The organism is Cellulomonas chengniuliangii (assembly GCF_024508335.1).
Classification (GTDB): Bacteria; Actinomycetota; Actinomycetes; order Actinomycetales; family Cellulomonadaceae; genus Cellulomonas_A; species Cellulomonas_A chengniuliangii.
Map to the genome: position 1 here is coordinate 3,301,962 of NZ_CP101988.1, position 22,193 is coordinate 3,324,154.

20 protein-coding genes are annotated in these 22,193 nt (G+C 71.2%); 5 read left to right on the forward strand and 15 right to left on the reverse strand.

Translation table 11 applies throughout. The annotated features are described in order from the left end of the window. Positions 1–16 precede the first annotated feature (16 nt). Positions 17–1,489 (forward strand): FAD-dependent monooxygenase, encoded by a 1,473-nt coding sequence (locus tag NP064_RS15335; protein ID WP_227569995.1) that lies wholly within the window; start codon positions 17–19, stop codon positions 1,487–1,489. Here NP064_RS15335 and NP064_RS15340 read toward each other — a convergent pair. After that, positions 1,467–5,192 (reverse strand): sigma-70 family RNA polymerase sigma factor, encoded by a 3,726-nt coding sequence (locus NP064_RS15340; RefSeq protein WP_227569994.1) that lies wholly within the window; start codon positions 5,190–5,192, stop codon positions 1,467–1,469. The genes NP064_RS15335 and NP064_RS15340 overlap by 23 nt on opposite strands. Positions 5,193–5,378: 186 nt before the next feature. Between NP064_RS15340 and NP064_RS15345 the strand changes: the two genes are divergently transcribed. Both NP064_RS15345 and NP064_RS15350 read left to right on the forward strand, forming a co-directional pair. Next, positions 5,379–6,191: a hypothetical protein gene (locus NP064_RS15345; RefSeq protein ID WP_255623953.1), complete on the forward strand. Its 813-nt coding sequence runs from the start codon at positions 5,379–5,381 to the stop codon at positions 6,189–6,191. Between the two features lie 186 nt (positions 6,192–6,377). Then, a complete protein-coding gene (locus NP064_RS15350; RefSeq protein ID WP_227569992.1) occupies positions 6,378–7,160 on the forward strand; it encodes a phosphotransferase family protein in 783 nt (260 codons plus the stop codon). A 130-nt stretch (positions 7,161–7,290) separates the two neighbouring features. On the opposite strand, the gene NP064_RS15355 is transcribed toward NP064_RS15350, so the two are convergent. The 3 genes from NP064_RS15355 to NP064_RS15365 form a co-directional block, all read right to left on the reverse strand. Continuing rightward, positions 7,291–8,043, reverse strand: a complete 753-nt coding sequence (locus NP064_RS15355) for an alpha/beta fold hydrolase (RefSeq protein ID WP_227569991.1) — start codon at positions 8,041–8,043, stop codon at positions 7,291–7,293. A gap of 117 nt (positions 8,044–8,160) precedes the next feature. Further along, positions 8,161–8,409 (reverse strand): Atu4866 domain-containing protein, encoded by a 249-nt coding sequence (locus NP064_RS15360; RefSeq protein ID WP_227569990.1) that lies wholly within the window; start codon positions 8,407–8,409, stop codon positions 8,161–8,163. Between the two features lie 27 nt (positions 8,410–8,436). Further along, positions 8,437–9,180, reverse strand: coding sequence for an Atu4866 domain-containing protein (locus NP064_RS15365; protein WP_227569989.1), 744 nt, complete (start codon positions 9,178–9,180; stop codon positions 8,437–8,439). Between the two features lie 182 nt (positions 9,181–9,362). Here NP064_RS15365 and NP064_RS15370 point away from each other — a divergent pair, with 182 nt between their 5' ends. Further along, positions 9,363–10,217: a helix-turn-helix domain-containing protein gene (locus NP064_RS15370; protein ID WP_227569988.1), complete on the forward strand. Its 855-nt coding sequence runs from the start codon at positions 9,363–9,365 to the stop codon at positions 10,215–10,217. 115 nt (positions 10,218–10,332) lie between these two features. Here NP064_RS15370 and nrdF read toward each other — a convergent pair whose 3' ends face one another. The 4 genes from nrdF to nrdH all read right to left on the reverse strand — a co-directional run bounded on the left by nrdF (position 10,333) and on the right by nrdH (position 14,194). Beyond that, positions 10,333–11,307, reverse strand: a complete 975-nt coding sequence (nrdF, locus tag NP064_RS15375; protein WP_227569987.1) for a class 1b ribonucleoside-diphosphate reductase subunit beta — start codon at positions 11,305–11,307, stop codon at positions 10,333–10,335. Between the two features lie 40 nt (positions 11,308–11,347). Then, on the reverse strand, positions 11,348–13,495 hold the full coding sequence (gene nrdE / locus NP064_RS15380; protein ID WP_227569986.1) for a class 1b ribonucleoside-diphosphate reductase subunit alpha: 2,148 nt from the start codon (positions 13,493–13,495) through the stop codon (positions 11,348–11,350). Then, entirely contained in the window at positions 13,465–13,881 is a 417-nt protein-coding gene (gene nrdI, locus NP064_RS15385; RefSeq protein WP_227569985.1) for a class Ib ribonucleoside-diphosphate reductase assembly flavoprotein NrdI, read from the reverse strand. The genes nrdE and nrdI overlap by 31 nt, the downstream gene beginning before the upstream one ends. A 67-nt stretch (positions 13,882–13,948) precedes the next feature. Beyond that, on the reverse strand, positions 13,949–14,194 hold the full coding sequence (gene nrdH / locus NP064_RS15390; protein ID WP_227569984.1) for a glutaredoxin-like protein NrdH: 246 nt from the start codon (positions 14,192–14,194) through the stop codon (positions 13,949–13,951). 384 nt (positions 14,195–14,578) lie between these two features. On the opposite strand from nrdH, the gene NP064_RS15395 reads away from it, so the two are divergent. After that, positions 14,579–15,019 (forward strand): hypothetical protein, encoded by a 441-nt coding sequence (locus tag NP064_RS15395; RefSeq protein ID WP_227569983.1) that lies wholly within the window; start codon positions 14,579–14,581, stop codon positions 15,017–15,019. Positions 15,020–15,292: 273 nt separating this feature from the next. Here NP064_RS15395 and NP064_RS15400 read toward each other — a convergent pair whose 3' ends face one another. The 7 genes from NP064_RS15400 to NP064_RS15430 form a co-directional block, all read right to left on the reverse strand. Further along, on the reverse strand, positions 15,293–15,709 hold the full coding sequence (locus tag NP064_RS15400; protein WP_227569982.1) for a Fur family transcriptional regulator: 417 nt from the start codon (positions 15,707–15,709) through the stop codon (positions 15,293–15,295). After that, entirely contained in the window at positions 15,699–16,868 is a 1,170-nt protein-coding gene (gene nicT / locus NP064_RS15405) for a Nickel transporter NicT (protein WP_227569981.1), read from the reverse strand. The genes NP064_RS15400 and nicT overlap by 11 nt, the downstream gene beginning before the upstream one ends. A gap of 131 nt (positions 16,869–16,999) precedes the next feature. Then, positions 17,000–17,437 carry a heat shock protein transcriptional repressor HspR gene (locus tag NP064_RS15410; RefSeq protein WP_227569980.1) on the reverse strand — a complete coding sequence of 146 codons (438 nt, stop codon included), beginning with the start codon at positions 17,435–17,437 and terminating at the stop codon, positions 17,000–17,002. A gap of 40 nt (positions 17,438–17,477) precedes the next feature. Then, a complete protein-coding gene (locus tag NP064_RS15415) occupies positions 17,478–18,485 on the reverse strand; it encodes a DnaJ C-terminal domain-containing protein (protein WP_227569979.1) in 1,008 nt (335 codons plus the stop codon). A 57-nt stretch (positions 18,486–18,542) separates the two neighbouring features. Then, positions 18,543–19,190: a nucleotide exchange factor GrpE gene (gene grpE / locus NP064_RS15420; protein WP_227569978.1), complete on the reverse strand. Its 648-nt coding sequence runs from the start codon at positions 19,188–19,190 to the stop codon at positions 18,543–18,545. Then, a complete protein-coding gene (dnaK, locus tag NP064_RS15425) occupies positions 19,187–21,061 on the reverse strand; it encodes a molecular chaperone DnaK (protein WP_227569977.1) in 1,875 nt (624 codons plus the stop codon). The genes grpE and dnaK overlap by 4 nt, the downstream gene beginning before the upstream one ends. Before the next feature lie 227 nt (positions 21,062–21,288). Then, positions 21,289–22,083, reverse strand: a complete 795-nt coding sequence (locus tag NP064_RS15430; protein ID WP_227569976.1) for a hypothetical protein — start codon at positions 22,081–22,083, stop codon at positions 21,289–21,291. Positions 22,084–22,193: the final 110 nt, after the last annotated feature.

Consider the following 22,193-nt stretch of genomic DNA (forward strand, 5'->3'; position numbering starts at 1 on the left):
CCGCATGGGAGCGACGATGACCGACCACGCCGTGGCGATAGCCGGCGGCGGCCCGACGGGACTCATGCTGGCTGCCGAGCTGGCCATCGCCGGGGTCGACGCCGTCGTCGTCGAGCGGTGCGCCACCCAGCAGGTCGACGGCTCCCGCGCCGGTGGGCTGCACTCCCGCACCCTCGAGGTGCTCGACCAGCGCGGCGTCGTCGACAGGTTCCTCGCGGCGGGGCAGCCGATGCAGATCCAGGGCTTCGCCGGGATCCCGCTGGACATCAGCGACTTCCCCACCCGGCACCCCTACGGGCTCGCGCTCTGGCAGGGGCACATCGAGCGGCTCCTCGCGGAGTGGGTCGCCGAGCTGGGCGTCCCCGTGATCCGGGAGACCGAGGTGACCGGCTTCGCGCAGGACGACGACGGCGTCGACGTGCGCCTCTCCGACGGCCGCTCGATCCGCGCGCAGTTCCTGGTGGGCTGCGACGGCGGGCGCAGCACGGTGCGGAGGGCCGCGGGCATCGAGTTCCCCGGGTCGGACGCCACGACGAGCTGGCTGATCGCCGAGGTGGACATGACGGAGCATCCGCAGATCGGGATGCGCCGTGAGGGCGGCGGCATCGGGCCGGTCGATCGCGAGCGGGGCGGCGGGCCGTACCGGGTGGTGCTCAAGGAGCAGCACATCGGCCAGCCCGGCGAGCCCACGCTGCAGCAGGTCAGCGAGGCGCTCGTCCTCGCCTACGGGACTGACTACGGGGTGCGCAGCCCCACCTGGATCTCCCGGTTCACCGACGCGACCCGGCAGGCGGCGTCCTACCGTGCGGGCCGCGTGCTGCTCGCGGGCGACGCCGCCCACGTGCACCCGCCGCAGGGCGGCCAAGGGCTCAACACCGGCGTGCAGGACGCGGTGAACCTCGGCTGGAAGCTGGCCCAGGTCGTCGAGAACGCCTCGCCCGACGCCCTCCTGGACAGCTACCGCGCGGAGCGGCACCCGGTGGCGGCGCAGGTGCTGCGGCACACCATGGCGCAGGTCGCGCTGAGCACCCCGGATGACCGCCACGACGCCCTGCGCGGCGTCCTCATCGACCTGCTGGGGCTCGACCAGGCGCGCCGACGCCTGGCCGGGAGCCTCTCCGGCCTGGACATCCACTACGACCTCGATGGAACGCACCCGGTGGTCGGGCGGCGCATGCCTGATCTCGACCTCGACGGCCCCGACGGCCCCACCCACGTCTTCGAGCTGCTGCACGACGCACGCCCGATCCTGCTCGTCCTCGCAGAGCCCGGTGGGCCCGTACCGCCCCCGTCGGCTGATCGCGTGCGCCTGGTCGAGGCCAGGCGCCAGGGCGGCTGGGAGCTGCCGGTGCTGGGCGAGGTCACCGCTCCCCCGGCCGTTCTGATCCGGCCTGACGGGCATGTCGCCTGGGCTGGGGACCCCACCGACCCGGCGCTGCCCCGGACGATCGAGGCCTGGTTCGGCGTCAGTCCCGGGTCTGCACCGTGATGACGCCGAGCAGGTAACGGTCGCCTGTGGCGACCGCGGTCAGGGTGCTGACCGGCTGGCGCAGCGGCGCCTCCTGGAAGGGCTTGGCGTCCACGCCCAGCGAGTTGGCGCCGCTCCATCCGACGGCGGTCGAGTCGAACGCGTTCGCGGACGAACCGGTCGCGGCGAGCGCCGAGCCCGTCCAGCGCCACGGGGTCAGGGCCGAGCCGTCGAGCAGCAGCGAGTCGCCGCTCGAACTCCGGTCGCCCTCCCAGCCGACGACGCCGATCTGCGCTCGGGACCCGTCAGCGGCGAAGGCGAACGCTGGCGCGGACTGGCCCAACCCGCTGGCCCAGGCGCCGCCGTCGTACACGGCGACGGCTCCGGCGCCCGGCTCGGCGTAGACCACCACGAGCGCCCACCCGGCGTAGTAGGTCGGGGTCAGGTCGAGCCGGGTCGACGCGACGGCGATGTCGGCGACGGACCACACCCCGGGGCCGCCCGCGCGCACCTGCTCGGTCACGTCGGCGAACGACTGGTAGTAGGCCCGGCGCGCGTCGTCCTGGACCTCGGCGAGCACCTCGCCGGTGAGGGCGCTGTACGCCACCTCCCCCGGCCCGCGCAGGCGGACGGTCGCGCGGTCGCCGGTGAGCTGGTCGAAGCGGGCGTGGTTCGCCGACCAGTAGAGGCCCGCGAAGGCGATCTCCCGATCGGCGGGGACCTCGAGCCGGGCGCTGGAGGAGACGTGCCGCCCTCCGGCCGCGTTGAGCGGGACCATGAGGAAGTCGTTGTTGTCGAGTGCCGACCCGGCGCCGGCCACGGCGTTCTGGCACGCGCCGGGCAAGGTCACGCCGGTGCCGGGCACGCCCAGGCAGCTGAGCAGCGGCGCGCCGACCTGGGTGACCGACCACCCGCCCGCTTGGCTGAACCGTGGCGCGAAGCCGCCCCACCCGGCGGCGGCGGCCGCCCGCTCCACAACCTCGGCGCCGGTTCCGCCGGTCAGCCGCACTGTGACGTCGTCCGAGCCCGCGGCGACGGCCCGCACGCCCACCGCCACGGATGCCGTCGCGCCGGGCTCCACCGTCCCGAGGGCGCACCGCACCGTTCCGGCCTCTCCCACCACGCACGACGCCCCGCCGAGATCCGACGTGAGGTTCGCGGCCAGGTGGCGCGGGAGGACGAACTCGGCGACCGCCCCCTGCGCGGGGTGGTTCCCGGAGTTGGCCACCGTGGCCTCCACCCGACCGCCGCCGCCATCGAGCAGACGCGCCACCGGGGCCGAGGCGAAGGCCAGCCGCGACGCCCGGGCCACGACGCCGATGTCCACCTGTCCGGCGCGTGCCCCCGCCGCCGACGCCGTCACGTGGAAGGCGCCGATCGGGCCAGGGACGACGCCCGTCGCCGCCCGCACGTGCAGCATCAGCGGCGCCACCGCCCCGGCGTCGAGGTCGCGAACGCACAGCACCGCACCCGAGGGCTCCGACTCGCACGACCAGCCCGGCCCGGACGCGCCGGGCGACGCCGCCCACTCGACACCGGTCGGCGGCGCGACCCGCACCGCCGCGCCCCGCACGGGGACGTCCCCGCCGTTGGCGACGGTCACCCGCACCTGCTGCCGCTGCCCCTCCACGAGGTCGACCGACGAGGCCGCCGCCACGTCCAACCGCGCCTGGCGGTGCACCAGCACCGGCGCCTGCAGCCGCAGGGGCGCGAGCCCGTCACCGGTGACCTGGATCGAGACGACTGCCTCAGCGCCGCCCAGCGCCGAGTCGTCCACCACCACCTGCAGCGTGAGGATCGCCGTGGAACCCGGCTCCAACCGGTCGAGCGCGCACGTCGCGACGCCGCCGCCGGCGGTCCCGGCGCAGACCCACCCGCTCGCGCCGCCCACGGCGAGACGGGCACCCACCGCGGACGGGGAGGCCAGCGCCATGCGGAGCGGTGACGCGACGATCCGCGTCGTGGTGGACGCGAGGACCGCACCCGGCGGGAGGGTGATCTCGGCCCGGAGGCCGGTGGCGGTCGCCCCACCCGAGTTCTCGATGTTGATGCTGAGGCCCTGCTCGGCGCCGTCCGCGACCAGCACCACGGGACCCGAGGCCGGGACGGTGATCTGGGCTGGCGTCGGGCTGACCGGCGGCTCGGTCGGCTGACCGGGCGCCGGCGACGGGCCCGGCGCAGGGGATGGCGCCGGCGACGCTCCAGAATCCGGCTCCGCGGCAGGCGGCGCGGCGGCGGATCCCGGCTCCGCGGCGGGTCCCGCGTCGCCCTCGGGCTCGGCTGCGCCTCCGACGGCAACCGTAGTCACCGGAGGGCGCCTCGAATCCGTGCTCACGCCCGGGTCCACGGACTCGGGGCCCGCGTCGGCAGCGGGCACGTCCGGGGAGGCGAACGGGCTCGGCAGGTCGGTGGGCGAGACGGGCCGGGCAGTGGTCGTGTCGCTCGTCGTGGGCGCAGGAGCGGACGTGACCACCGCGTCCGAGGCGGAGGCGTCCGGATCTTGCGAGAAGACGCCGAGCGCCCCGGCGGTGGCCACGGCAGCAACGACCACGATCGACGCCGCGGCCAGCCCGATGACGGCCAGCGGCAAGGAGGCCAGCGCGGCGCCGATCCCGGCGACCCCGCCCACTGCGGCGGCGCCCCCCGCCGCCGCGCCCGCTGCTACTCCACCCGCTGCCGCACCGCTCGCGCTCGCACCTCCAACGGCCCCCGCACCGGTCGCCGAAGTGCCGGTCGCCGCAGTGCCGGTCGCCGCAGTGCCGGTCGCGGCGGTGCCAGACGCCGTGGTGCCAGACGCCGTGGTGCCAGCTGCGGCCGCCGTGCCGGCCGCCGTGGTTGCCGTCGCGGTGGTCCCGGCCGCGATGGCTGCCCCACCCCCGCCGCCCAACGCCGCGACGCCAGCGGCGAGGCCACCGCTGACCGGCAACGGGTGCGCGAGGACGCCGAGCCCGACGGCGCCGAGCACCAGCGGCGCGATGACCGCCCGCATCCCGTGGTTGACGTCGCCAAGCTCGAGCAGCAACGCACGGCAGTCGCCGCATCCTTCGAGATGGCCGTCGACCTGCGTGGTGTCCCGGGCGGCGAGGCCGCCGCGGACGTATGCCCCGAGCTTGCCGGCCACCTCACGGCACCCGGAAGCCAACGGCTCTTGCAGGTGCTGCTGGAGGTAGGCCTGCCGCAACCCCTCGCGGGCCCGGTAGGCGAGCGCGGCGACCCCGTTCGCGGACAGGCCGAGCAGCGGACCGATCTTCGCCGGGCTGAGCGACTCGACCTCGGTGTACCAGAGCACGGCCTGCCAGCGCTCGGGCAGCGTGCTGTAGGCCTGGGCGACGACTCCGCGCTCGAAGTCGGCCATGGCAGGGGCCTCGGTGGACTCCTCGGCGCCGAGGACAGACTCGAGGACGCGGACGTCGTCGGTGGCCTCGGTGCGACGGCCCGCCTGGACGCGTTGCATGCCGAGGCGCCGTGCGGCGGTGAACACGTACGCGCGGAAGGCCACGTCAGGACCGCCACCCTCTTTGAGGATCGCGAAGACCTTGGCGAACGTCTCGGCGACGACATCCTCCGCGTCGGCGGCGGAGTTCGTGTACTGGCGGGCCACGGCCCAGGTGGCCCCGGCGTGCCGCTCGTAGAGCTGGCCGAACGCCTCGGCGTCTCCGGCGCGGGCAGCGGTGATGAGCTCGGCATCACCGAGGGGTGAATCCTCGGGTCGCGTCCCACCCATTGCCCGCCGAACCTCCTCGATCACCCGGGCGGAGGACCGCCGTGGGCATCGTCGCCCTGCCTGCACCGTCGGCGGTGCGCCATGTGGGGCTCAGCCTTGCACAGTTGGACGTATCGGTGCGAAAACGACTGAAAATTGGCGCCGGGTTCCGCGTCATGATTCGGGGAGAGCGCCGTCTCACCAGGCATGACGCCCAACGAGCCGCGCGGCGCCCCTGCCGCGGGCGCGCCCCTGAGGGAGCGCTGGCGCGAGCGGAGCGTCGCCTCGACCTGGCGGCGGGCGTCCGACTGGCGCCATCCGGCCGTGGACGGACTCGTCGCGGCGGTGCTCGCGGGCGAGGACGGCGAGGCTGCGGCCGTGCGCCTCGGCGCCGCCCGATGCGCGGCCGGGGTGGGCATCGCGGAGGCCATCGACGATCTGGCCGCGTTCTACCAGTGCGTCGACGGTGGTCCGCCACCGACGCCGATGCTGCGGGCACTATGCGAGGGCTGGACGGACGAGCAGACCTCCGGCATCGCCTTGGGGTCGTGCCTCGACCCGTCCTCAGGCCTGCCGACACGCGACTACCTGGCCACCCGGCTCGTCGAGACGTACGCCGTGAGCCGCCGCGCCGGGGTCTCCCCGACGCAGTCCCACCGCCTGCTGGTGCTGGACGCGGCGACACCCTCGGCCACCCCGTGGTCACGGCTCGCCCGATCAGCCACGGTCGGGGCCGCCCTGCGCGACCAGTTCGGCGACGTCCACCCCATGGCGAGCCTGGGCGGCGACGTGTTCGTGGTGCTCGTGGACGAGATGGAGCTGGACGAGCAGCCGTCTGACGATCCCGACGGCCCGACTGCCCTCGACCGGGTGGTCACCCGCACCCTCGCCCATGTCGCGCGGCACGCGTTACAGCTCGACGTCCCCCAGCTCGTGCGCCATCCGCCGCGCGTGCGCCTCGTAGGATTGCCAGCTGTGTATGAGGACGCCGAGCGGCTGCTGGTCGACCTCACGCGCTGAGCCGTTCCTTCGCGCGCGCTCCCCGCAGCGCTTGACCGAATGTTGTACGTCACATCACCATGTCTGGCGGTCTGACGGTGCAGGTCAAAAGTTCATGCGGGATCCACTGACCTCGAGAGCGGTCATTCTGTACAGTGCAAAGGCTCTGCACGGGACAATTTGCCGAGACACGTCTACCGTCGATGTATGTGCTCCGCCGGAATCGCTCCCGACGCCGCCCCACATGCTCCGGCCGTCCCGGGTCCCGTGCTCGCCGCAGGGCGTGACGCGGACGTCTTCGCCCTCGACGAGGAGCGGGTGCTGCGGCGCTACCGCTCCGGCCGCTCCGCCCTCGGCGAGGTGCGGCTGATGGCCCACGCCCGCTCCCACGGCTTCCCCGCCCCCGAGGTCTTCAGCGCCCAAGGCCCCGACCTGGAGATGGAGCGGCTGCACGGCCCCACCCTGCTGCAGGCCATGGCCGCGGACGAGGTGTCGATCGCTGACGGGGCCGCCGTCCTCGCCGACCTGCACACCCGCCTGCACACCGTGCCGCTGCCCGAGGTGGCGGGAGACGGCTCCGCGCAGTCCGGGGCGCCGCTGGCCAGTCGGCTCGACCAGTGCCTCGTCCACCTGGACCTGCACCCGGCCAACATCATCCTCACCGAGCCGCACGGCCCCGCGCTGGTCGACTGGGCCAACGCCACGATCGGCCCGGCAGGCCTCGACGTCGCCATGACGTCCGTGATCATCGCCGAGGTCGCCGTCGACGCTGGCGGCGCCTACTCACGGGCCGCCCGCGCCCTGCTGGTCGCCTTCCTCGCTCTCGCCGGTGTGGACCCGCGCCCCCATCTCGACGTCGCGGCCCAGCGGCGCGCCCACGACACCACCCTGGTGCCCGGCGAGCGCGAGCTCGTCCCGCTGGCCCAGGAGTTGGTCCGGCACTACGCCGACATCGCCTTCGACTCGCCCGCGAGCGACGCCCGCGCCTGACCCGGACGCCGGCGCGGTCTCACGCGTCAGGCGGCTCGGCGGCTCCGGGAGCGGCGGGTCCGTGTTCGGCGCGTCCGCTCTCGACGTCGGGCCGTGCGCGCTCGGGCGCCGGCCCGAGCACGGTAGAGACCTACCGCTCGGCGCGCCGCCGGGGCGCGAACGTCTCGCCGCGGTCGGGCTCATGCAGCGCGCACACCAGGGACGCGCACCACGCCGGGTGCTCGACCAGCACACCGTGCGAGGCATGGGGAACGACCGCGAGCTCGCCCCGCGGCAGTGCCCGGTACAGCGCGATCGCGTGCTCGAGCCGCACCTCGTCGTCGTCGCCGACGATGACCAGCGCCGGGCAGGCCACAGCCGCGACGTCCTCCTCGGTGAGCGTCAGCTCGCTGCGGCGCATCTGCGCGTTCTTGGCCACGATCACCGGGTAGTGCTCCGGCCCATCGGGCGAGACCTCGGCGTAGGCGTCAGCCATGGGCGCGACGACCGCCTCCGCCTCCTCCAGCACCCCGGGTTCCCACCCGTCCCGGTGGAAGACCCCAGCGACCAGCACGACATCCCGGACCAGGTCCGGGCGTCGGCGAGCGACCTCCAGCGCGACCACGGCGCCGTCGCTGTACCCGAGCAGGTGCACCGGCGCCCCGACTTGCGCGTCGATGAGGTCGGCCGTGTCGTCGGCCATCGCGGCGTAGGTCAGCGGGCCGTCGACGTCCGGGGTGCGCCCGTGACCGCGCCGGTCCGGCATGAGCACCCGGTAGCGGTGCCCCAGGTGCGGGAGCAGCGACTCGAAGACCCGCGAGTCGGCGCCACCGGGGTGCAGCAGCACCAGCGGCTCGGGCCCATCGCCGTGCCCGGCGAACCACTGGCGGACGGGCGGGGTCATCGGGCCAGTATGCGCAGGGCCCGGCCTCGCCCGCCGGGCGGAGTGCTGCCGCGGATGCGGACCGCCAGAGGCCTCCCCCTGGGCGCGCCCGCATCCACGACCTCGCCAACGGCGCGGCTACTCGACGCGGCGCAGGACCATGCCGCCGTGATGCAGAACGCCCTGGATGAAGTCGCCGTCCGCGGTGAACCCCGTGTCGTCCACGTAGTCGATGTGATCGCCGGTGACGGTGTACCTGCCGGTGTACGCGGACTCCCGCGTCCCGCGAGCCTCGACGTATCGCCCGCCGGGGAGCAACTCGTGGCGGACGCGCCCGTCAGCGGTGTGCCACATGCCGACATAGGGGTGAGAGGTGGTCTCGGGCATGTCAGTTCTCCTTCGTGGTCGTCGGGCTCAGCGGCGCTCGAGCGTGTAGGGCCCGTGGTGGAGGACACCGTCGATGAACTCGCCGAACGCCCAGAAGCCCAGGTCGTCGAGGTAGTCGATGCGCTCGCCATCGATCCAGAAGGAACCCTGGAACGCGTGCGGGCGGCCGCCACGGGTCTCGTCGTAGCGTCCATCCGCCGTGAGCTCCTGGTGAAGGAAGTCAGACGTGTCGATCCACATCCCCAGGTAAGGGCTGGTGGAAGCGGCGACCTCACCCGCACGCGTGGAGTCCGGCCGTTCGGGGGCGTTCGCGGTCCGCTCCCCGTTCCAGAGCACGACCTTGCCGTCGACGACGATCGCCGCCACGGACTCAGGCCGCGTCAGCACGGTCATGATGGCGCTCGCGGCGTCGGTCGCCAGCGCGGCGTCCACGATCGCGAAGCTCCCCGTGTTCCCCGGCCAGAGGGTCCCGACATCCGAGGCCCGGCTGGCATTGAGGCCGAGCGCGGCACGGGCATCGATCACCACGGGCACGATGACCATGCCCGCGCAGTCGATCACGAGGGCGTTGTCGTCGCCCGCGGCTGTCACGATGCCCGGGCCGGTGCCGACGATGAACCCCTCGCCGAGGAGGATGTCAGCATCCTCCATCTCTCCGACCAGCGAGTCGAACACGTGGACCTGGGCGCCGACGAACAGCAACGGCTGCGCGTAGGCGGCCTGGTTGTCGATGATGCGTGCCAGCAGCTCGGGTGTGAATGCGTTGTTCATGCTTCCTCCTCGATCCCCTCGGTGGAGATCCTGACCACGAGCCTGCGGGGCCGCGTTCGGAGCAAACAGACCGTGACGCACCGAGGGTGGGCGCACCCCGGCTGCACGGTGGGGAACGCGCGGGGACAGCCTGGGTGTGCCACGCCCTGTCACCGACGCTCCCGAGCGGGCAGGCTGTCTGCATGGCGACCAATGACCTCGGGCTCTTCCTCACCGCGCGCCGCGCGGCCCTCAGCCCCGACGCCGCCGGAGTCCGCTGGAGCGGGGTGCGTCGCGTGCCCGGCCTCCGCCGCGAAGAGGTGGCGATGCTGGCCGGCGTCAGCGTCGACTACTACTCCAGGCTCGAGCAGGGGCGCGAGCACAACCCGTCAGCATCCGTTCTCAATGCGCTGAGCCGAGCACTCGACCTCGCAACCGATGCGCGCGAGCACCTGTTCCGCCTGGCGGGCGCGACGCCCTCCGCATCCCCGTCACCTGTCAGCGAGCAGGTCGACCCGTCGCTGCATCGCCTGATGGACGCGTGGCCCGACACCCCGGCCCTCATCCTGAACCGCCGCCTGGACATCCTCGCCCTGAACCCGCTCGCCCGAGCGCTCTACTCGCCGTTCGAGGAGACCGAGAATCTCGCCCGGATGGTCTTCGTGGATCCCGCGGGGGCGGCCTTCTTCGACGACTGGGACCGGTCCGCGCAGGCGTGCGTCGCGAACATCCGGCTGGCGCTGGGCTACGACCCGCATGACGGCGCCACGCTCGCACTGGCGGAGGAGCTGCGCGTGAGCCCGCGCTTCCGCGCGCTCTGGGCCCATAACGACGCGCGTGGGAAGACTCATGAGGCCAAGGTGTTCGTCCACCCGGACGTCGGGCGTCTCACCCTTGAGTTCAACTCGTTCGATGTGCGGGGCGCCGCCGGCCAGCAGCTCATCGTCTACCGTGCGGAACCCGCGTCCGCGAGCGATCACGCCCTGAGGCTCCTCGCGACGATCGCGGCGACCCGCGATGCCGCGGTCCACGCTGCAGGGCAGGAGCTCGGCCGGTAGGAGCTGTGGCGACATTCCCACGCCGGCGCGCACGGGTCACACGGGGACCAACGGAACGCACTGACGCCGCCGACCTCGTGGAGGTCGGCGGCGTCGGTACGTCAGGGGCGGGAGGTCAGAACTCCCAGTCCTCGTCCTCCGTGTTGACGGCCTTGCCGATCACGTAGGACGAGCCCGAGCCGGAGAAGAAGTCGTGGTTCTCGTCAGCGTTGGGCGACAGCGCCGAGAGGATCGCGGGGTTCACGTCCGTCTCGTCGCGGGGGAACAGGCCCTCGTAGCCGAGGTTCATGAGGGCCTTGTTGGCGTTGTAGCGCAGGAACTTCTTGACGTCCTCGGTCAGGCCGACGCCGTCGTAGAGGTCCTGCGTGTACTCCACCTCGTTGTCGTACAGCTCGAAGAGGAGCTCGAAGGTGTAGTCCTTCATCTCCTGCTTCTCCGCCTCGGACAGCTTCTCGAGGCCCTTCTGGAACTTGTAGCCGATGTAGTACCCGTGCACGGCCTCGTCACGGATGATCAGGCGGATCAGGTCGGCCGTGTTGGTGAGCTTGGCCCGGCTCGACCAGTACATGGGCAGGTAGAAGCCCGAGTAGAACAGGAAGGACTCGAGCAGCGTCGAGGCGACCTTGCGCTTGAGCGGGGAGTCGCCGCGGTAGTACTCCATGACGATCTCGGCCTTGCGCTGCAGGTTCGGGTTCTCCTCCGACCAGCGGAACGCGTCGTCGATCTCACGCGTCGAGCACAGCGTCGAGAAGATCGACGAGTACGACTTGGCGTGCACCGACTCCATGAACGCGATGTTGGTGTACACCGCCTCCTCGTGCGGCGTGAGCGCGTCGGGGATCAGCGAGACGGCGCCGACGGTGCCCTGGATGGTGTCGAGCAGCGTCAGGCCGGTGAAGACCCGCATCGTGAGCTCCTGCTCCTGCGGGTTCAGGGTGGCCCACGACTGGATGTCGTTGGACACCGGCACCTTCTCGGGCAGCCAGAAGTTCCCGACCAGGCGGTCCCAGACCTCGGCGTCCTTGTCGTCCTCGAGGCGGTTCCAGTTGATCGCCGAGACCCGGCTGACCAGCTTCAACTTCTCACTCATCACAACTCCATCGTGTTCTTGGACGCGCGCGCACAACCGGTCACAGCATGCACGAGACGCAGTTCTCCACTTCCGTCCCCTCCAGCGCGAGCTGGCGCAGGCGGATGTAGTACAGCGTCTTGATGCCCTTGCGCCAGGCGTAGATCTGGGCCTTGTTGATGTCGCGCGTGGTGGCGGTGTCCTTGAAGAACAGCGTCAGCGACAGGCCCTGGTCCACGTGCTGCGTGGCCTCGGCGTACGTGTCGATGATCTTCTCGTAGCCGATCTCATACGCGTCCTGGTAGTACTCCAGGTTGTCGTTCGTGAGGAATGGCGCCGGGTAGTAGACGCGCCCGATCTTGCCTTCCTTGCGGATCTCGATCTTCGACGCGACGGGGTGGATCGAGGACGTCGAGTGGTTGATGTACGAGATCGACCCGGTGGGCGGCACCGCCTGCAGGTTCTGGTTGTACAGCCCGTGCGCCTGAACCGAGGCGGCCAGCGCGCGCCAGTCGTCCTGCGTCGGGATGTGCACGCCCGCGGCCTCGAACATCTCGCGGACGCGGGCAGTCTTGGGCTCCCACGTGCCGTTCACGTACTTGTCGAAGTACGCGCCCGACGCGTAGGTCGAGTCCTCGAAGCCGTCGAACGCCTTGCCCCGCTCGATCGCGAGCAGGTTCGACGACCGGATCGCGTGGTAGGCGACGGTGTAGAAGTAGATGTTCGTGAAGTCGAGGCCCTCTTCGGACCCGTAGTAGACACGCTCACGGGCCAGGTACCCGTGCAGGTTCATCTGGCCGAGGCCGATGGCGTGCCCGCCGTTGTTCGCCCGCTTGACCGAGGGCACCGACTCGATGCTCGTCTGGTCCGAGACCGCGGTCAGCGCGCGGATCGCCGTCTCGACCGTCGCGCCGAAGTCGGGCGAGTCCATCGCCAGGGCGATGTTCATCGAGCCGAGGTTGCACGAGATGTCGCGGCCCACGTGGTCGTAGGACAGGTCCTCGTTGAACGTGGACGGCGTCGAGACCTGCAGGATCTCCGAGCACAGGTTCGAGTGGGTGATGCGGCCCTTGATCGGGTTCGCCTTGTTCACCGTGTCCTCGAACATGATGTACGGGTAGCCCGACTCGAACTGCAGCTCGGCGAGGGTCTGGAAGAACTCGCGGGCGTTGATCTTCGTCTTGCGGATCCGCTTGTCCTCGACCATCTCGTGGTACTTCTCGGAGACCGAGATGTCCGCGAACGGCACGCCGTAGACGCGCTCGACGTCGTACGGGGAGAACAGGTACATCGGCTCGTTCTTCTTGGCGAGCTCGAAGGTGATGTCGGGGATGACCACGCCCAGCGACAGGGTCTTGATGCGGATCTTCTCGTCGGCGTTCTCACGCTTGGTGTCGAGGAACCGCATGATGTCGGGGTGGTGCGCGTGCAGGTACACCGCGCCGGCGCCCTGGCGCGCGCCGAGCTGGTTCGCGTAGGAGAACGAGTCTTCGAGCAGCTTCATCACGGGGATGACGCCGGACGACTGGTTCTCGATGTGCTTGATAGGCGCGCCGTGCTCGCGGATGTTGCTGAGCAGCAGCGCGACGCCGCCGCCGCGCTTGGAGAGCTGCAGCGAGGAGTTGATGCCCCGCGCAATGGACTCCATGTTGTCCTCGATGCGGAGCAGGAAGCAGGAGACGGCCTCGCCGCGCTGCGCCTTGCCCGAGTTGAGGAAGGTGGGGGTGGCCGGCTGGAAGCGGCCCGCGATGATCTCGTCGACCATCTTGATCGCGAACTGCTCGTCGCCGCCGGCGAGGGTCAGCGCGACCATGCAGACGCGGTCTTCGAACCGCTCCAGGTAGCGCTTCCCGTCGAACGTCTTGAGCGTGTACGACGTGTAGTACTTGAACGCGCCCAGGAACGACTGGAAGCGGAACTTCTTGGAGTACGCGTGCTCGAAGAGGCTCTTGACGAACGCCGCGTCGTACTGCGCCAGGACCTCGGGCTCGTAGTACTTGTTCTCGACCAGGTACTCGAGCTTCTCCGCGAGGTCGTGGAAGAAGACGGTGTTCTGGTTGACGTGCTGCAGGAAGTACTGCCGCGCGGCCTCACGGTCCTTGTCGAACTGGATGCTGCGACCGTCAGGTCCGTACAGGTTGAGCATCGCGTTGAGCGCGTGGTAGTCGAGCCCGGTCTCTACGCCGGAATCTGTGACTGTCGCTGCCAAAATGTTCCCAACCCTTCGCGGACGCGTGTGACGTCCTCAGTCGTTCCTAGGAGCTCGAAGCCGTACAGGTAGGGGACGTGGCACTTGGCCGCGATGATGTCCCCCGCGATGCAGTACGCCTCGCCGAAGTTCGTGTTTCCCGCGGCGATGACGCCGCGGATGAGTGAGCGGTTGCCCTCGTCATTGAGGAACTTGACCACCTGCCGCGGCACGGCCCCACCCTCGTTGCCGCCACCGTAGGTGGGCGTCATCAAGACGTAGGGCTCGTGCACGCGCAGGAAGGGCTGCGTGGGCGTCAGCGGGATGCGCTGCGCCGCGATCCCGAGACGCTGGACGAACCGGTGCGTGTTGTCTGACGCACTCGAGAAGTAGACCAGTGAGCTCATGATGGCTCCCTCGCCTCGAGTCAGTCAGGTGATGCCGTGATGCTCGGCCCGTCGGGGCCGCGAGCGGTCAGGCGACCGCGACAGCCGCACGCTCGGCGAGCGCCTTGATCTGGTCGGGCCGGTAGCCGGACCAGTGCTCGCCGTCTGCGACGACGACGGGCGCCTGCATGTGGCCCAGCGACACGACGTAGTCACGAGCGGCGGAGTCCTGGCTGATGTCCACGATCTCGTACTCGAAACCGGCCTTGTCCAGCGCACGGTAGGTAGCAGTGCACTGCACGCACGACGGCTTGCTGTAGACCGTGATCGTCATCGTGGCTCCCCCAGATGTGGCACCCGCGGACTGCCCGCGGCGAGGGTCTCGACACTACACCTAGTGGTCGGTGATTGCTCTCACCACTAGCGGTTGTGCTTACACGCGTGTCGTTCTTCACCCTCTGTGGACAACTCCAGGCTAGAGCGAGGGTCCGACACGGCCCGGACCTGCATGTTCTCCACGGTCCACAGAGCGCCCACATGGCCCTCCACAGGGCCCTCCACAGGCCCTCGCCCGATTCGTCCCGCGTGCCGTCGCGCGACGCACCGGACGAATCGCCGCGCCTGCCCTCGTGGTTGTGCCGGACATCACCCGGACGGACCTCTGGGACGCGCCGACGCAGACGCGCCGCAGCGCCGCGAGCGGTGCCAGAGTGGGCGCATGGCCGAACTCAGCGAGCTGTTCGCAGCAGACCACGCGACCGCACTCACCCGCACCGCCGCGCTGGACGCCGGCGACGTGCCCGACACCGCCACCCACATCGAGCTCACGTCGGTGGGCCCGGCCGAGCTCGAGGCCCTCGGCGAGATCGCCGCCGAGGTGGTGCGCTTCGGCACCGGCGACCTCGAGTTGGAGGAGGTCGACCTGGACCACGAGAACCTCTTCGAGCTGCCGCCGTTCCTGGTCGACCTGCTGGTCGAGCTCGGGCGCACGGACGACGAGGACGCGCTGGGCGAGGTCGCCGAGCGCTGGGCCGCCTCGGACGTGATGGAGGCGACGGCCGGCGAGCTGGCCCTGGTCCTCTCGGACATCGTCGACCTGGTGACGACGGCCTCCCGCGAGGACCTGCACGTCTACCTGTGGACCGAGCCCCTCGGCTGACGGCGGTCGCCTCGACGATCCACGCGTCGTCCTTCGCGACATCTCTTGCGCAATAACTCTTGCGCAAGAGATGTTGCGCATCTGCGCTCCTCATCATGGACGGGCACGAGGCACAGCCGACACCGCGCACGGACGCCGCGGTCCGCACCAGCGACCCCGAGCGGATCCGCGCCCTGCCTCGCGACCCGCACCGCCCGGGAGGCCGACATCGCGCGGGCCCTCGCACTCCGCTCAGGCGCGGGCGTCTGACCGCACCCGCCCGGGACGGGGTCCCTACCGGGGGTCCGTCGGGCGACGGCAGTCGCCGCACAGGGCGACGACCGTCACGCCGAGCACCGGGCCCGAGGCCCGCTCGAGCAGCGGCATGACCTCGCGGATGTCGAGGTCGTCGATCCGGTCGCACCGTGGGCACACGGCGTGCCCGTGGCCGTGGCCGACGCCGTACCGCGACCCGCGGAAGCCGTCGACGCGGTGGGCTAGCCCGGTCTCGACGAACCGCGCCATGGTGCGGTAGACGGTCGAAGGCCGGATGTGGGGCAGCTCGGCGCGGACAGCGTCGACCAGCTCGTTGCCGGTGAGGTGGCGGTCGGCGTCTTCCAGTGCGCGGAGGCAGGACAGGCGTTGCTGGGTGACACGCCCGGTCGCGGAGAGCGCGTCGCGCAGTGCCTCGTCGTTGGTCCTACCCGGCAATGTGGGACGACCACCTCTCCTCGACGCGCCCGAAGCGCCAGACGGCGAGTGCGACCAGCCACGAGACCAGGAACAGCCCCACGATGACGTAGCCGGCGTAGTCGAGGCCGATGTCGGCGATCGCCCCCACGAGCCCGGTCGTGATGTCGAACCGGTCCGCGAACACGCTGACGAGCTGGATCGTGCCGATCACCAGCGCGACGATCACCGAGATGGTGGTGATCGTCAGGTTGTAGAACACCTTGCGCACCGGGCGCGCGAACGCCCAGCCGTAGGCGCCGTTCATGAAGACGCCGTCGAGGGTGTCCATCAGGCACATCCCCGCCGCGAACAGGATCGGCAGCAGCAGGATCGCGTAGAACGGCAGGTTGAACGCCGCAGCGCCGCCCGCCAGGACCAGGAGGCCGATCTCGGTGGCCGTGTCGAAGCCGAGCCCGAACAGCACGCCCACGGGGTAGATCTGCCAGGGCTTGGTGATCGACTTGGTGAGCCCGCCCAGGAAGCGGTTCATGAATCCCCGGGAGTCGAGCTGCTTCTCGAGCGCGGCCTCGTCATAGGCGCCGGTGCGCATGGAGCGGAAGACCTTGAGGATGCCGACGAGCGCGGCGAGGTTCAGGATGCCGAGGATCCACAGGAAGGCCCCGGACACCGACGGGCCGATGATGCCGGTCACGGTGTGCAGCGTCGAGCTGTCGTCCTCGAGCGGGCCGACGATGGCCTTGACCCCGAGCGCGAGCAGGAACGCCAGGCCGAACACGATGGTCGAGTGCCCCAGCGAGAACCAGAAGCCGACCGAGAGCGGCTTCTTCTGGCGTCCGGCGCCCTGGGCCTCGCGGGCGATGTTGTCGCCGATGAGCTTGCGCGTCGTGTTGTCGACCGCCGCGATGTGGTCCGCGTCGAACGCGTGCCGCAGGCCGAACGTGTAGGCCAGGATCCCGACGCCAACGGTGTAGACGGGGTAGTCGCCTCCGAGAGCGAAGTGCTGCGGCGCCACGACGCCGAGCAGCAGCCCGAATCCGACGACGTGGAGGACCGCGATGAGCGACGTCATCCCGATGAGGCTCCGCCGGTCGGCGCTGGACAGGCTGCGCCGGAAGTCCCGGAGGTGTGCCCCCACTCCTGGCGCCTGGTCGGTCGATGCGGTGGAGCGCTCTGCCATGGTGGTTCCCCCCTGGGACAGGCCGTCGGCTCACCGCCGCATGACCGAATTCCAGGACAACCCAGTTGCGACTCGCTCGCAACACGTGCGGCCTCCGCCCAGCCGCGCAGCGGCTCCGGGGCGGCAGGCCCTCAGCGGTAAGTGATCTCCGTGCGTCTCGTCGGGCGCCACAGCACGATGGCCCCGCCCGTGCTCCGCTGCTCCCCCATCCGGGCCCGCTGGCCGCGGCGCATCGCGATCACGTCGCCCGTGGGGCCGGCGGTGAACACCCGCCGGCCCGGCTCCGCGAACGAGCGCAGGTACTCGACCTGCTGGGTCAGCCGCGCGACCTCGGCCTCGAGGTCGAGGATGCGCTTGATCCCCGCGAGGTTGACGCCCTCGTCCTGCGAGAGCCGATGCACCTCGCGGAGCTGCTCGATGTCCCGCCACGAGTAGCGGCGGCCCCGGCCACGGGTGCGCCGGGGCGAGACGATGCCCAGCCGGTCGTACTGCCGCAGGGTCTGCGGGTGCATGCCCGCGAGCTCGGCCGCCACCGAGATCACGTACACCTGCGCGTCTTCCGCCAGCATGTCTCGCCCCTTCGCCGTCACGTGTTCAGGTCAGGTCACATCAGGTCCGGGCCTGCGCCCGGAGGTCGGCGCGCACGTCCTCGCCCGCGGTCGCCACACCGAAGGCCTCGACCGCGTCGCGCGCGGCCCCCGTGAGCTTCTGCGGCACCACGACCAGCACGGTGACCAGCAGGTCGCCCGTGCCCTTGGACGTGGTGATGCCCCGGCCCTTGACCCGCAGGGTGCGTCCCGACGGGGTGCCCGCCGGGACCTTGAGCCGCACCGTGCCGCCGTCCAGGGTCGGCACCTCGATCTGCGCGCCGAGCGCGGCCTCGTCGAAGGACACGGGCACCGTCTCGCGCAGGTTGTTGCCATCGAGGGTGAACACGGGGTGCGGGGTGACCCGCACCGTGACGACCAGGTCCCCCGCGGGCCCGCCGTTGGCGCCGGGCCGGCCCTTGCCGCGCAACCGGATCTTCTGCCCGTCGTGGACCCCCGGGGGGATGCGGGCGTTGACCGTCCGCCCCTCGACGCTCAGTGAGACGGTCGAGCCCTCAGTGGCCTGCCGGAACGGCAGGGTGGTGACGGCCTCGAGGTCGGCGCCCTGGCGGGGTCCGCGGCCCCCGCCGCCGAACCCACCGCCGAAGCCGCCGCCACCGCCGCCGAACAGGCCGCCGAGGATGTCCTCGAAGCCGCCGGGCATGTCCTGTCCGCCACCGCCGCCGGTGGAGAACCGCACCCGCTGGCCGCCTCCACCGCCGAAGGCTCCGCCGAACAGGTCCTCGAACCCGGCGGCGCCCCCGCCTGCGCCGGCGCCCGAGAACCGCGGGCCGCCGGCCATCGCGCGCAGCTGGTCGTACTGCTGACGCTGCTCGGGGTCGGACAGGACCGAGTAGGCCTCGCCGACCTCCTTGAACTTCGCCTCGGCGCTCGAGTCGCCCGGGTTGTGGTCCGGGTGCATCTGCCGGGCGAGCTTGCGGTACGCCTTCTTGATCGCGGCCTGGTCTGCGTCCTTGGGGACGCCGAGAGCGGCGTAGTAGTCCTTCTCCAGCCAGTCCTGGCCGCTCACGGCGTCTCCCTCCGGCTCAACTCAGGCTGCTCGACGCACCCCAGCGGATGCCGAGCCTCAGGCATCCGGGTCGACGACTGCGACCCGGGCCGCCCGCAGGATGCGCTCGCCCGCCCGGTACCCGGGCTGCAGCACCGTCGCGACGGTCGGCTCCGCGACCTCCGAGGAGTGCGAGTGCATGAGCGCCTCGTGCACGTTGGGGTCGAAGACCTCGCCCTCGGCCCCGTACCGGACGATGCCGAACCGGCCCAGGATCGCCTCGAGCTTCTCCGCGATCGAGCCGAAGGGCCCAGTCAGGTCGCCGTGCTGACGCGCGAGCTGGATGTCGTCGAGCACGGGGATGAGCGCCTCGGCGACCTCCGCGACACCCCGCTCGCGAGCGACCGAGGCATCGCTCTTCGAGCGCTTCACGTAGGACGTGTACTGCTGCTCGAGGTTGTAGTACGCCGCGTTGGCGCGCTGCAGCTCGTCGAGTCGCTCGGCCGCCAGGCCCTCCGCCGCGACGAGCGCCTCGTGCATGTGCGCGTCCGCCTCGGCCTCGAGCCCGGCGAGCGGGTCGGCCTCGGCGCCCTCGGGCTGGGCGCCCTGGTCGCGCACTGCGCCCGTCTCCGGGTCGATGCGCCGCTTGTCGGTGAAGCGGGGCGTCTCCTCGCCGGAGGGGTCGGGGCGGCCTTCCCCGCCGGCGGGGGTCCGGTCCTCGCTCACTTGGACTCGTCCTCGTCCACGATCTCGGCGTCGACGACGTCCTCGTCACTGGCCGTCGCCGAGGGGCCACCGTCGGTCGGCGCCTCGCCCGCGGCGCCGGCGCCTGCCGCCGCCCCGGCCTGGTCGGAGGAGTACAGCGCCTCGCCGATCTTCTGGGCGGACGTCACGAGCTGCTCGTGCTTGGCCTTGACGGGCTCGATGTCCTCGCCCTCGAGCGCGGTCTTGAGCTCGTCGATCGCCTTGTTGACGTCGGACTTCACGTCGTCGGAGAGCTTGTCGCCGTTGTCGGCCAGGAGCTTCTCGGTCGAGTAGACGAGCTGCTCGGCGGAGTTGCGGGTCTCGGCCTCCTCGCGGCGGGCCTTGTCCTGCGCGGCGTGCGCCTCGGCCTCCTTGACCATGCGGTCGATCTCGTCCTTCGGCAGCGCCGAGCCGCCGGTGATCGTCATCGACTGCTCCTTGCCCGTGCCGCGGTCCTTCGCGGAGACGTGCACGATGCCGTTGGCGTCGATGTCGAAGGTGACCTCGATCTGCGGGACGCCGCGCGGGGCGGGGGCGATGCCGGTGAGCTCGAAGGTGCCCAGCGGCTTGTTGTCGCGGGCGAACTCGCGCTCGCCCTGGAAGACCTGGATGAGCACCGACGGCTGGTTGTCCTCGGCGGTGGAGAAGATCTCCGAGCGCTTGGTCGGGATGGCCGTGTTGCGCTCGATGAGCTTGGTCATCACCCCGCCCTTGGTCTCGATGCCGAGGCTCAGCGGCGTGACGTCGATCAGCAGGACGTCCTTGCGCTCGCCCTTGATGACACCGGCCTGCAGCGCGGCGCCGATGGCCACGACCTCGTCCGGGTTGACGCCCTTGTTGGGCTCCTTGCCGCCGGTGAGCTCCTTGACCAGCTCCGTCACGGCGGGCATGCGGGTCGAGCCGCCGACGAGGATGACGTGGTCGATGTCCGACAGCTTGATGCCCGCGTCGCGGATCACGGCGTGGAACGGGGCCTTGGTGCGGTCGAGCAGGTCCGCGGTCATCTGCTGGAACTGCGCGCGCGTGAGCTTGCTGTCCAGGTGGACGGGGCCGTTCTCGCTCATCGACAGGTACTGCATCGAGATGTTGGTGCTCGTCGCGGACGAGAGCTCCTTCTTGGCCTGCTCAGCGGCCTCGCGCAGACGCTGGAGGGCGATCTTGTCCTTGGACAGGTCGACGCCCGTGGAGTTCTTGACCTCCTTGATGAGGTGCTCCACGATCCGGTTGTCCCAGTCGTCGCCGCCGAGGCGGTTGTCGCCGGAGGTGGCGCGGACCTCGATGGTCGAGAAGTCGTCGTCCTTGCCCACCTCGAGGAGGGACACGTCGAACGTGCCGCCACCGAGGTCGAAGACGAGGATGAGCTCGTCCTCCTTGCCGCGCTCGAGCCCGTAGGCGAGCGCCGCGGCGGTGGGCTCGTTGACGATGCGCAGCACGTTGAGGCCTGCGATCTGACCGGCGTCCTTGGTGGCCTGGCGCTCGGCGTCGTTGAAGTAGGCCGGGACGGTGATGACCGCGTCGGTGACGGGCTCGCCCAGGTACTCCTCGGCGTCGCGCTTCAGCTTGCCGAGCACGCGGGCGGAGATCTCCTGCGCGTTGTACTTCTTGCCGTCGATGTCGACGGACCAGTCGGTGCCCATGTGGCGCTTGACCGACGTGATGGTGCGGTCGACGTTCGTCACGGCCTGCCGCTTGGCGACCTCCCCGACGAGCACCTCGCCGGTCTTGGAGAACGCGACGACCGACGGGGTCGTGCGGGATCCCTCGGCGTTGGCGATGACGGTGGGCTCGCCGCCCTCGAGGACCGAGACCACGGAGTTGGTGGTGCCGAGGTCGATGCCTACTGCTCGTGCCATGAGCGTGCGCCTTCTTTCGTGTGGGTGCGTGAACCCCGGGGATGTCGCCACCGAGGGTCGCTTGAGTCTGCTGCGCTCAAGTTTGCGCGCCCGAGGCGCGCCACGCAAGTTCCGAGGCCCAATGTTGAGTCTGGTCGGCTCAATGTGCGAGGACGGAAGCGCCCCCACCACTCAAGTTGACTCCACCACCGTCAGCCCCGCACCCCGGGGGCGCCGACACGAGCCCGTCAGCTCACCCGGGTGCGGCGAGGGCTCGCGGTCGACGACGTCGCGGCGCCGCTCCACCACGTCTCCCAGCGGGCGAGCACCCTCGCGACAGCCTCGTCGTCGACGCCGTACAGCGAGAGCACCGCGGTCAGCAGGCCGTGCGGGGGCCGGCTGCCCGCCGGCGTCTCCATGAGCACCAGCAGCGCGGGGCGCTCCGCGTACAGGCGCAGGCCCACCTGGTGCTGGGACTTGTAGAGGATCTGCCCGCCGATCATCGACCCGTCCGGCAGCTCCGCCTCGACGTGGCCGCCCACCGGGACGCCGCGCAGGCCGTGGAGGCCGAGGCGGTCCAGCAGTCGGTCGCGCAGCGGCCCCGCGTCCACGTCGCGCATGACGACGGTGCGGCGCTCTTCGCCCGGGAACTGCTCGAGGGCGAACTTCAACTGGTGGGCGCCCGCGATCCACGCCTCGTCGCGCGGGTCGTGCACGCCGTCGAACGTCGTGATGCCGTCATGCGCGGTGCGCTGCACCGACAGGTGGGAGCGATGGTGCGACTCCCCCGCGACAGGCGTCACCTGCACGCGGTCCCCGCGCGGCCACGCCAGGGCGCGCACCGGCGCGCCGCCCACCGAGGACGTCTCGGAGGCCACGGGGCGCACGCCGAACATCTCGCGGATCTCGCCGTCGATGCCCTCGCGGTCCCATCCGAACCAGCGCCGGACCAGAGCCGGGTCCCGCAGATGGTCCCAGACCACGTCCGGGGCCGCGTCAATGTCCAGCCCCACCACCTCGCGGTGCTCGAGTCCGCCAGCCATGCCGCGTCACCCCAACCTGCGTCTCGCCGGGGACAGGCCCTCCCCGGTCCTCCTCCGACCGTAGACCGCGCACGGCTTCGCGGCCCCCCGGGCCAATGCCCGATGCGTCA

Coding starts and splice junctions, on each gene's coding strand:
- NP064_RS15335 (WP_227569995.1), top strand. CDS start 17: ATGACCGACCACGCCGTGGCGATAGCCGGCGGCGGCCCGACGGGACTC.
- NP064_RS15340 (WP_227569994.1), bottom strand. CDS start 5,192: ATGGGTGGGACGCGACCCGAGGATTCACCCCTCGGTGATGCCGAGCTC.
- NP064_RS15345 (WP_255623953.1), top strand. CDS start 5,379: ATGACGCCCAACGAGCCGCGCGGCGCCCCTGCCGCGGGCGCGCCCCTG.
- NP064_RS15350 (WP_227569992.1), top strand. CDS start 6,378: ATGTGCTCCGCCGGAATCGCTCCCGACGCCGCCCCACATGCTCCGGCC.
- NP064_RS15355 (WP_227569991.1), bottom strand. CDS start 8,043: ATGACCCCGCCCGTCCGCCAGTGGTTCGCCGGGCACGGCGATGGGCCC.
- NP064_RS15360 (WP_227569990.1), bottom strand. CDS start 8,409: ATGCCCGAGACCACCTCTCACCCCTATGTCGGCATGTGGCACACCGCT.
- NP064_RS15365 (WP_227569989.1), bottom strand. CDS start 9,180: ATGAACAACGCATTCACACCCGAGCTGCTGGCACGCATCATCGACAAC.
- NP064_RS15370 (WP_227569988.1), top strand. CDS start 9,363: ATGGCGACCAATGACCTCGGGCTCTTCCTCACCGCGCGCCGCGCGGCC.
- nrdF (WP_227569987.1), bottom strand. CDS start 11,307: ATGAGTGAGAAGTTGAAGCTGGTCAGCCGGGTCTCGGCGATCAACTGG.
- nrdI (WP_227569985.1), bottom strand. CDS start 13,881: ATGAGCTCACTGGTCTACTTCTCGAGTGCGTCAGACAACACGCACCGG.
- nrdH (WP_227569984.1), bottom strand. CDS start 14,194: ATGACGATCACGGTCTACAGCAAGCCGTCGTGCGTGCAGTGCACTGCT.
- NP064_RS15395 (WP_227569983.1), top strand. CDS start 14,579: ATGGCCGAACTCAGCGAGCTGTTCGCAGCAGACCACGCGACCGCACTC.
- nicT (WP_227569981.1), bottom strand. CDS start 16,868: ATGGCAGAGCGCTCCACCGCATCGACCGACCAGGCGCCAGGAGTGGGG.
- NP064_RS15410 (WP_227569980.1), bottom strand. CDS start 17,437: ATGCTGGCGGAAGACGCGCAGGTGTACGTGATCTCGGTGGCGGCCGAG.
- dnaK (WP_227569977.1), bottom strand. CDS start 21,061: ATGGCACGAGCAGTAGGCATCGACCTCGGCACCACCAACTCCGTGGTC.
- NP064_RS15430 (WP_227569976.1), bottom strand. CDS start 22,083: ATGGCTGGCGGACTCGAGCACCGCGAGGTGGTGGGGCTGGACATTGAC.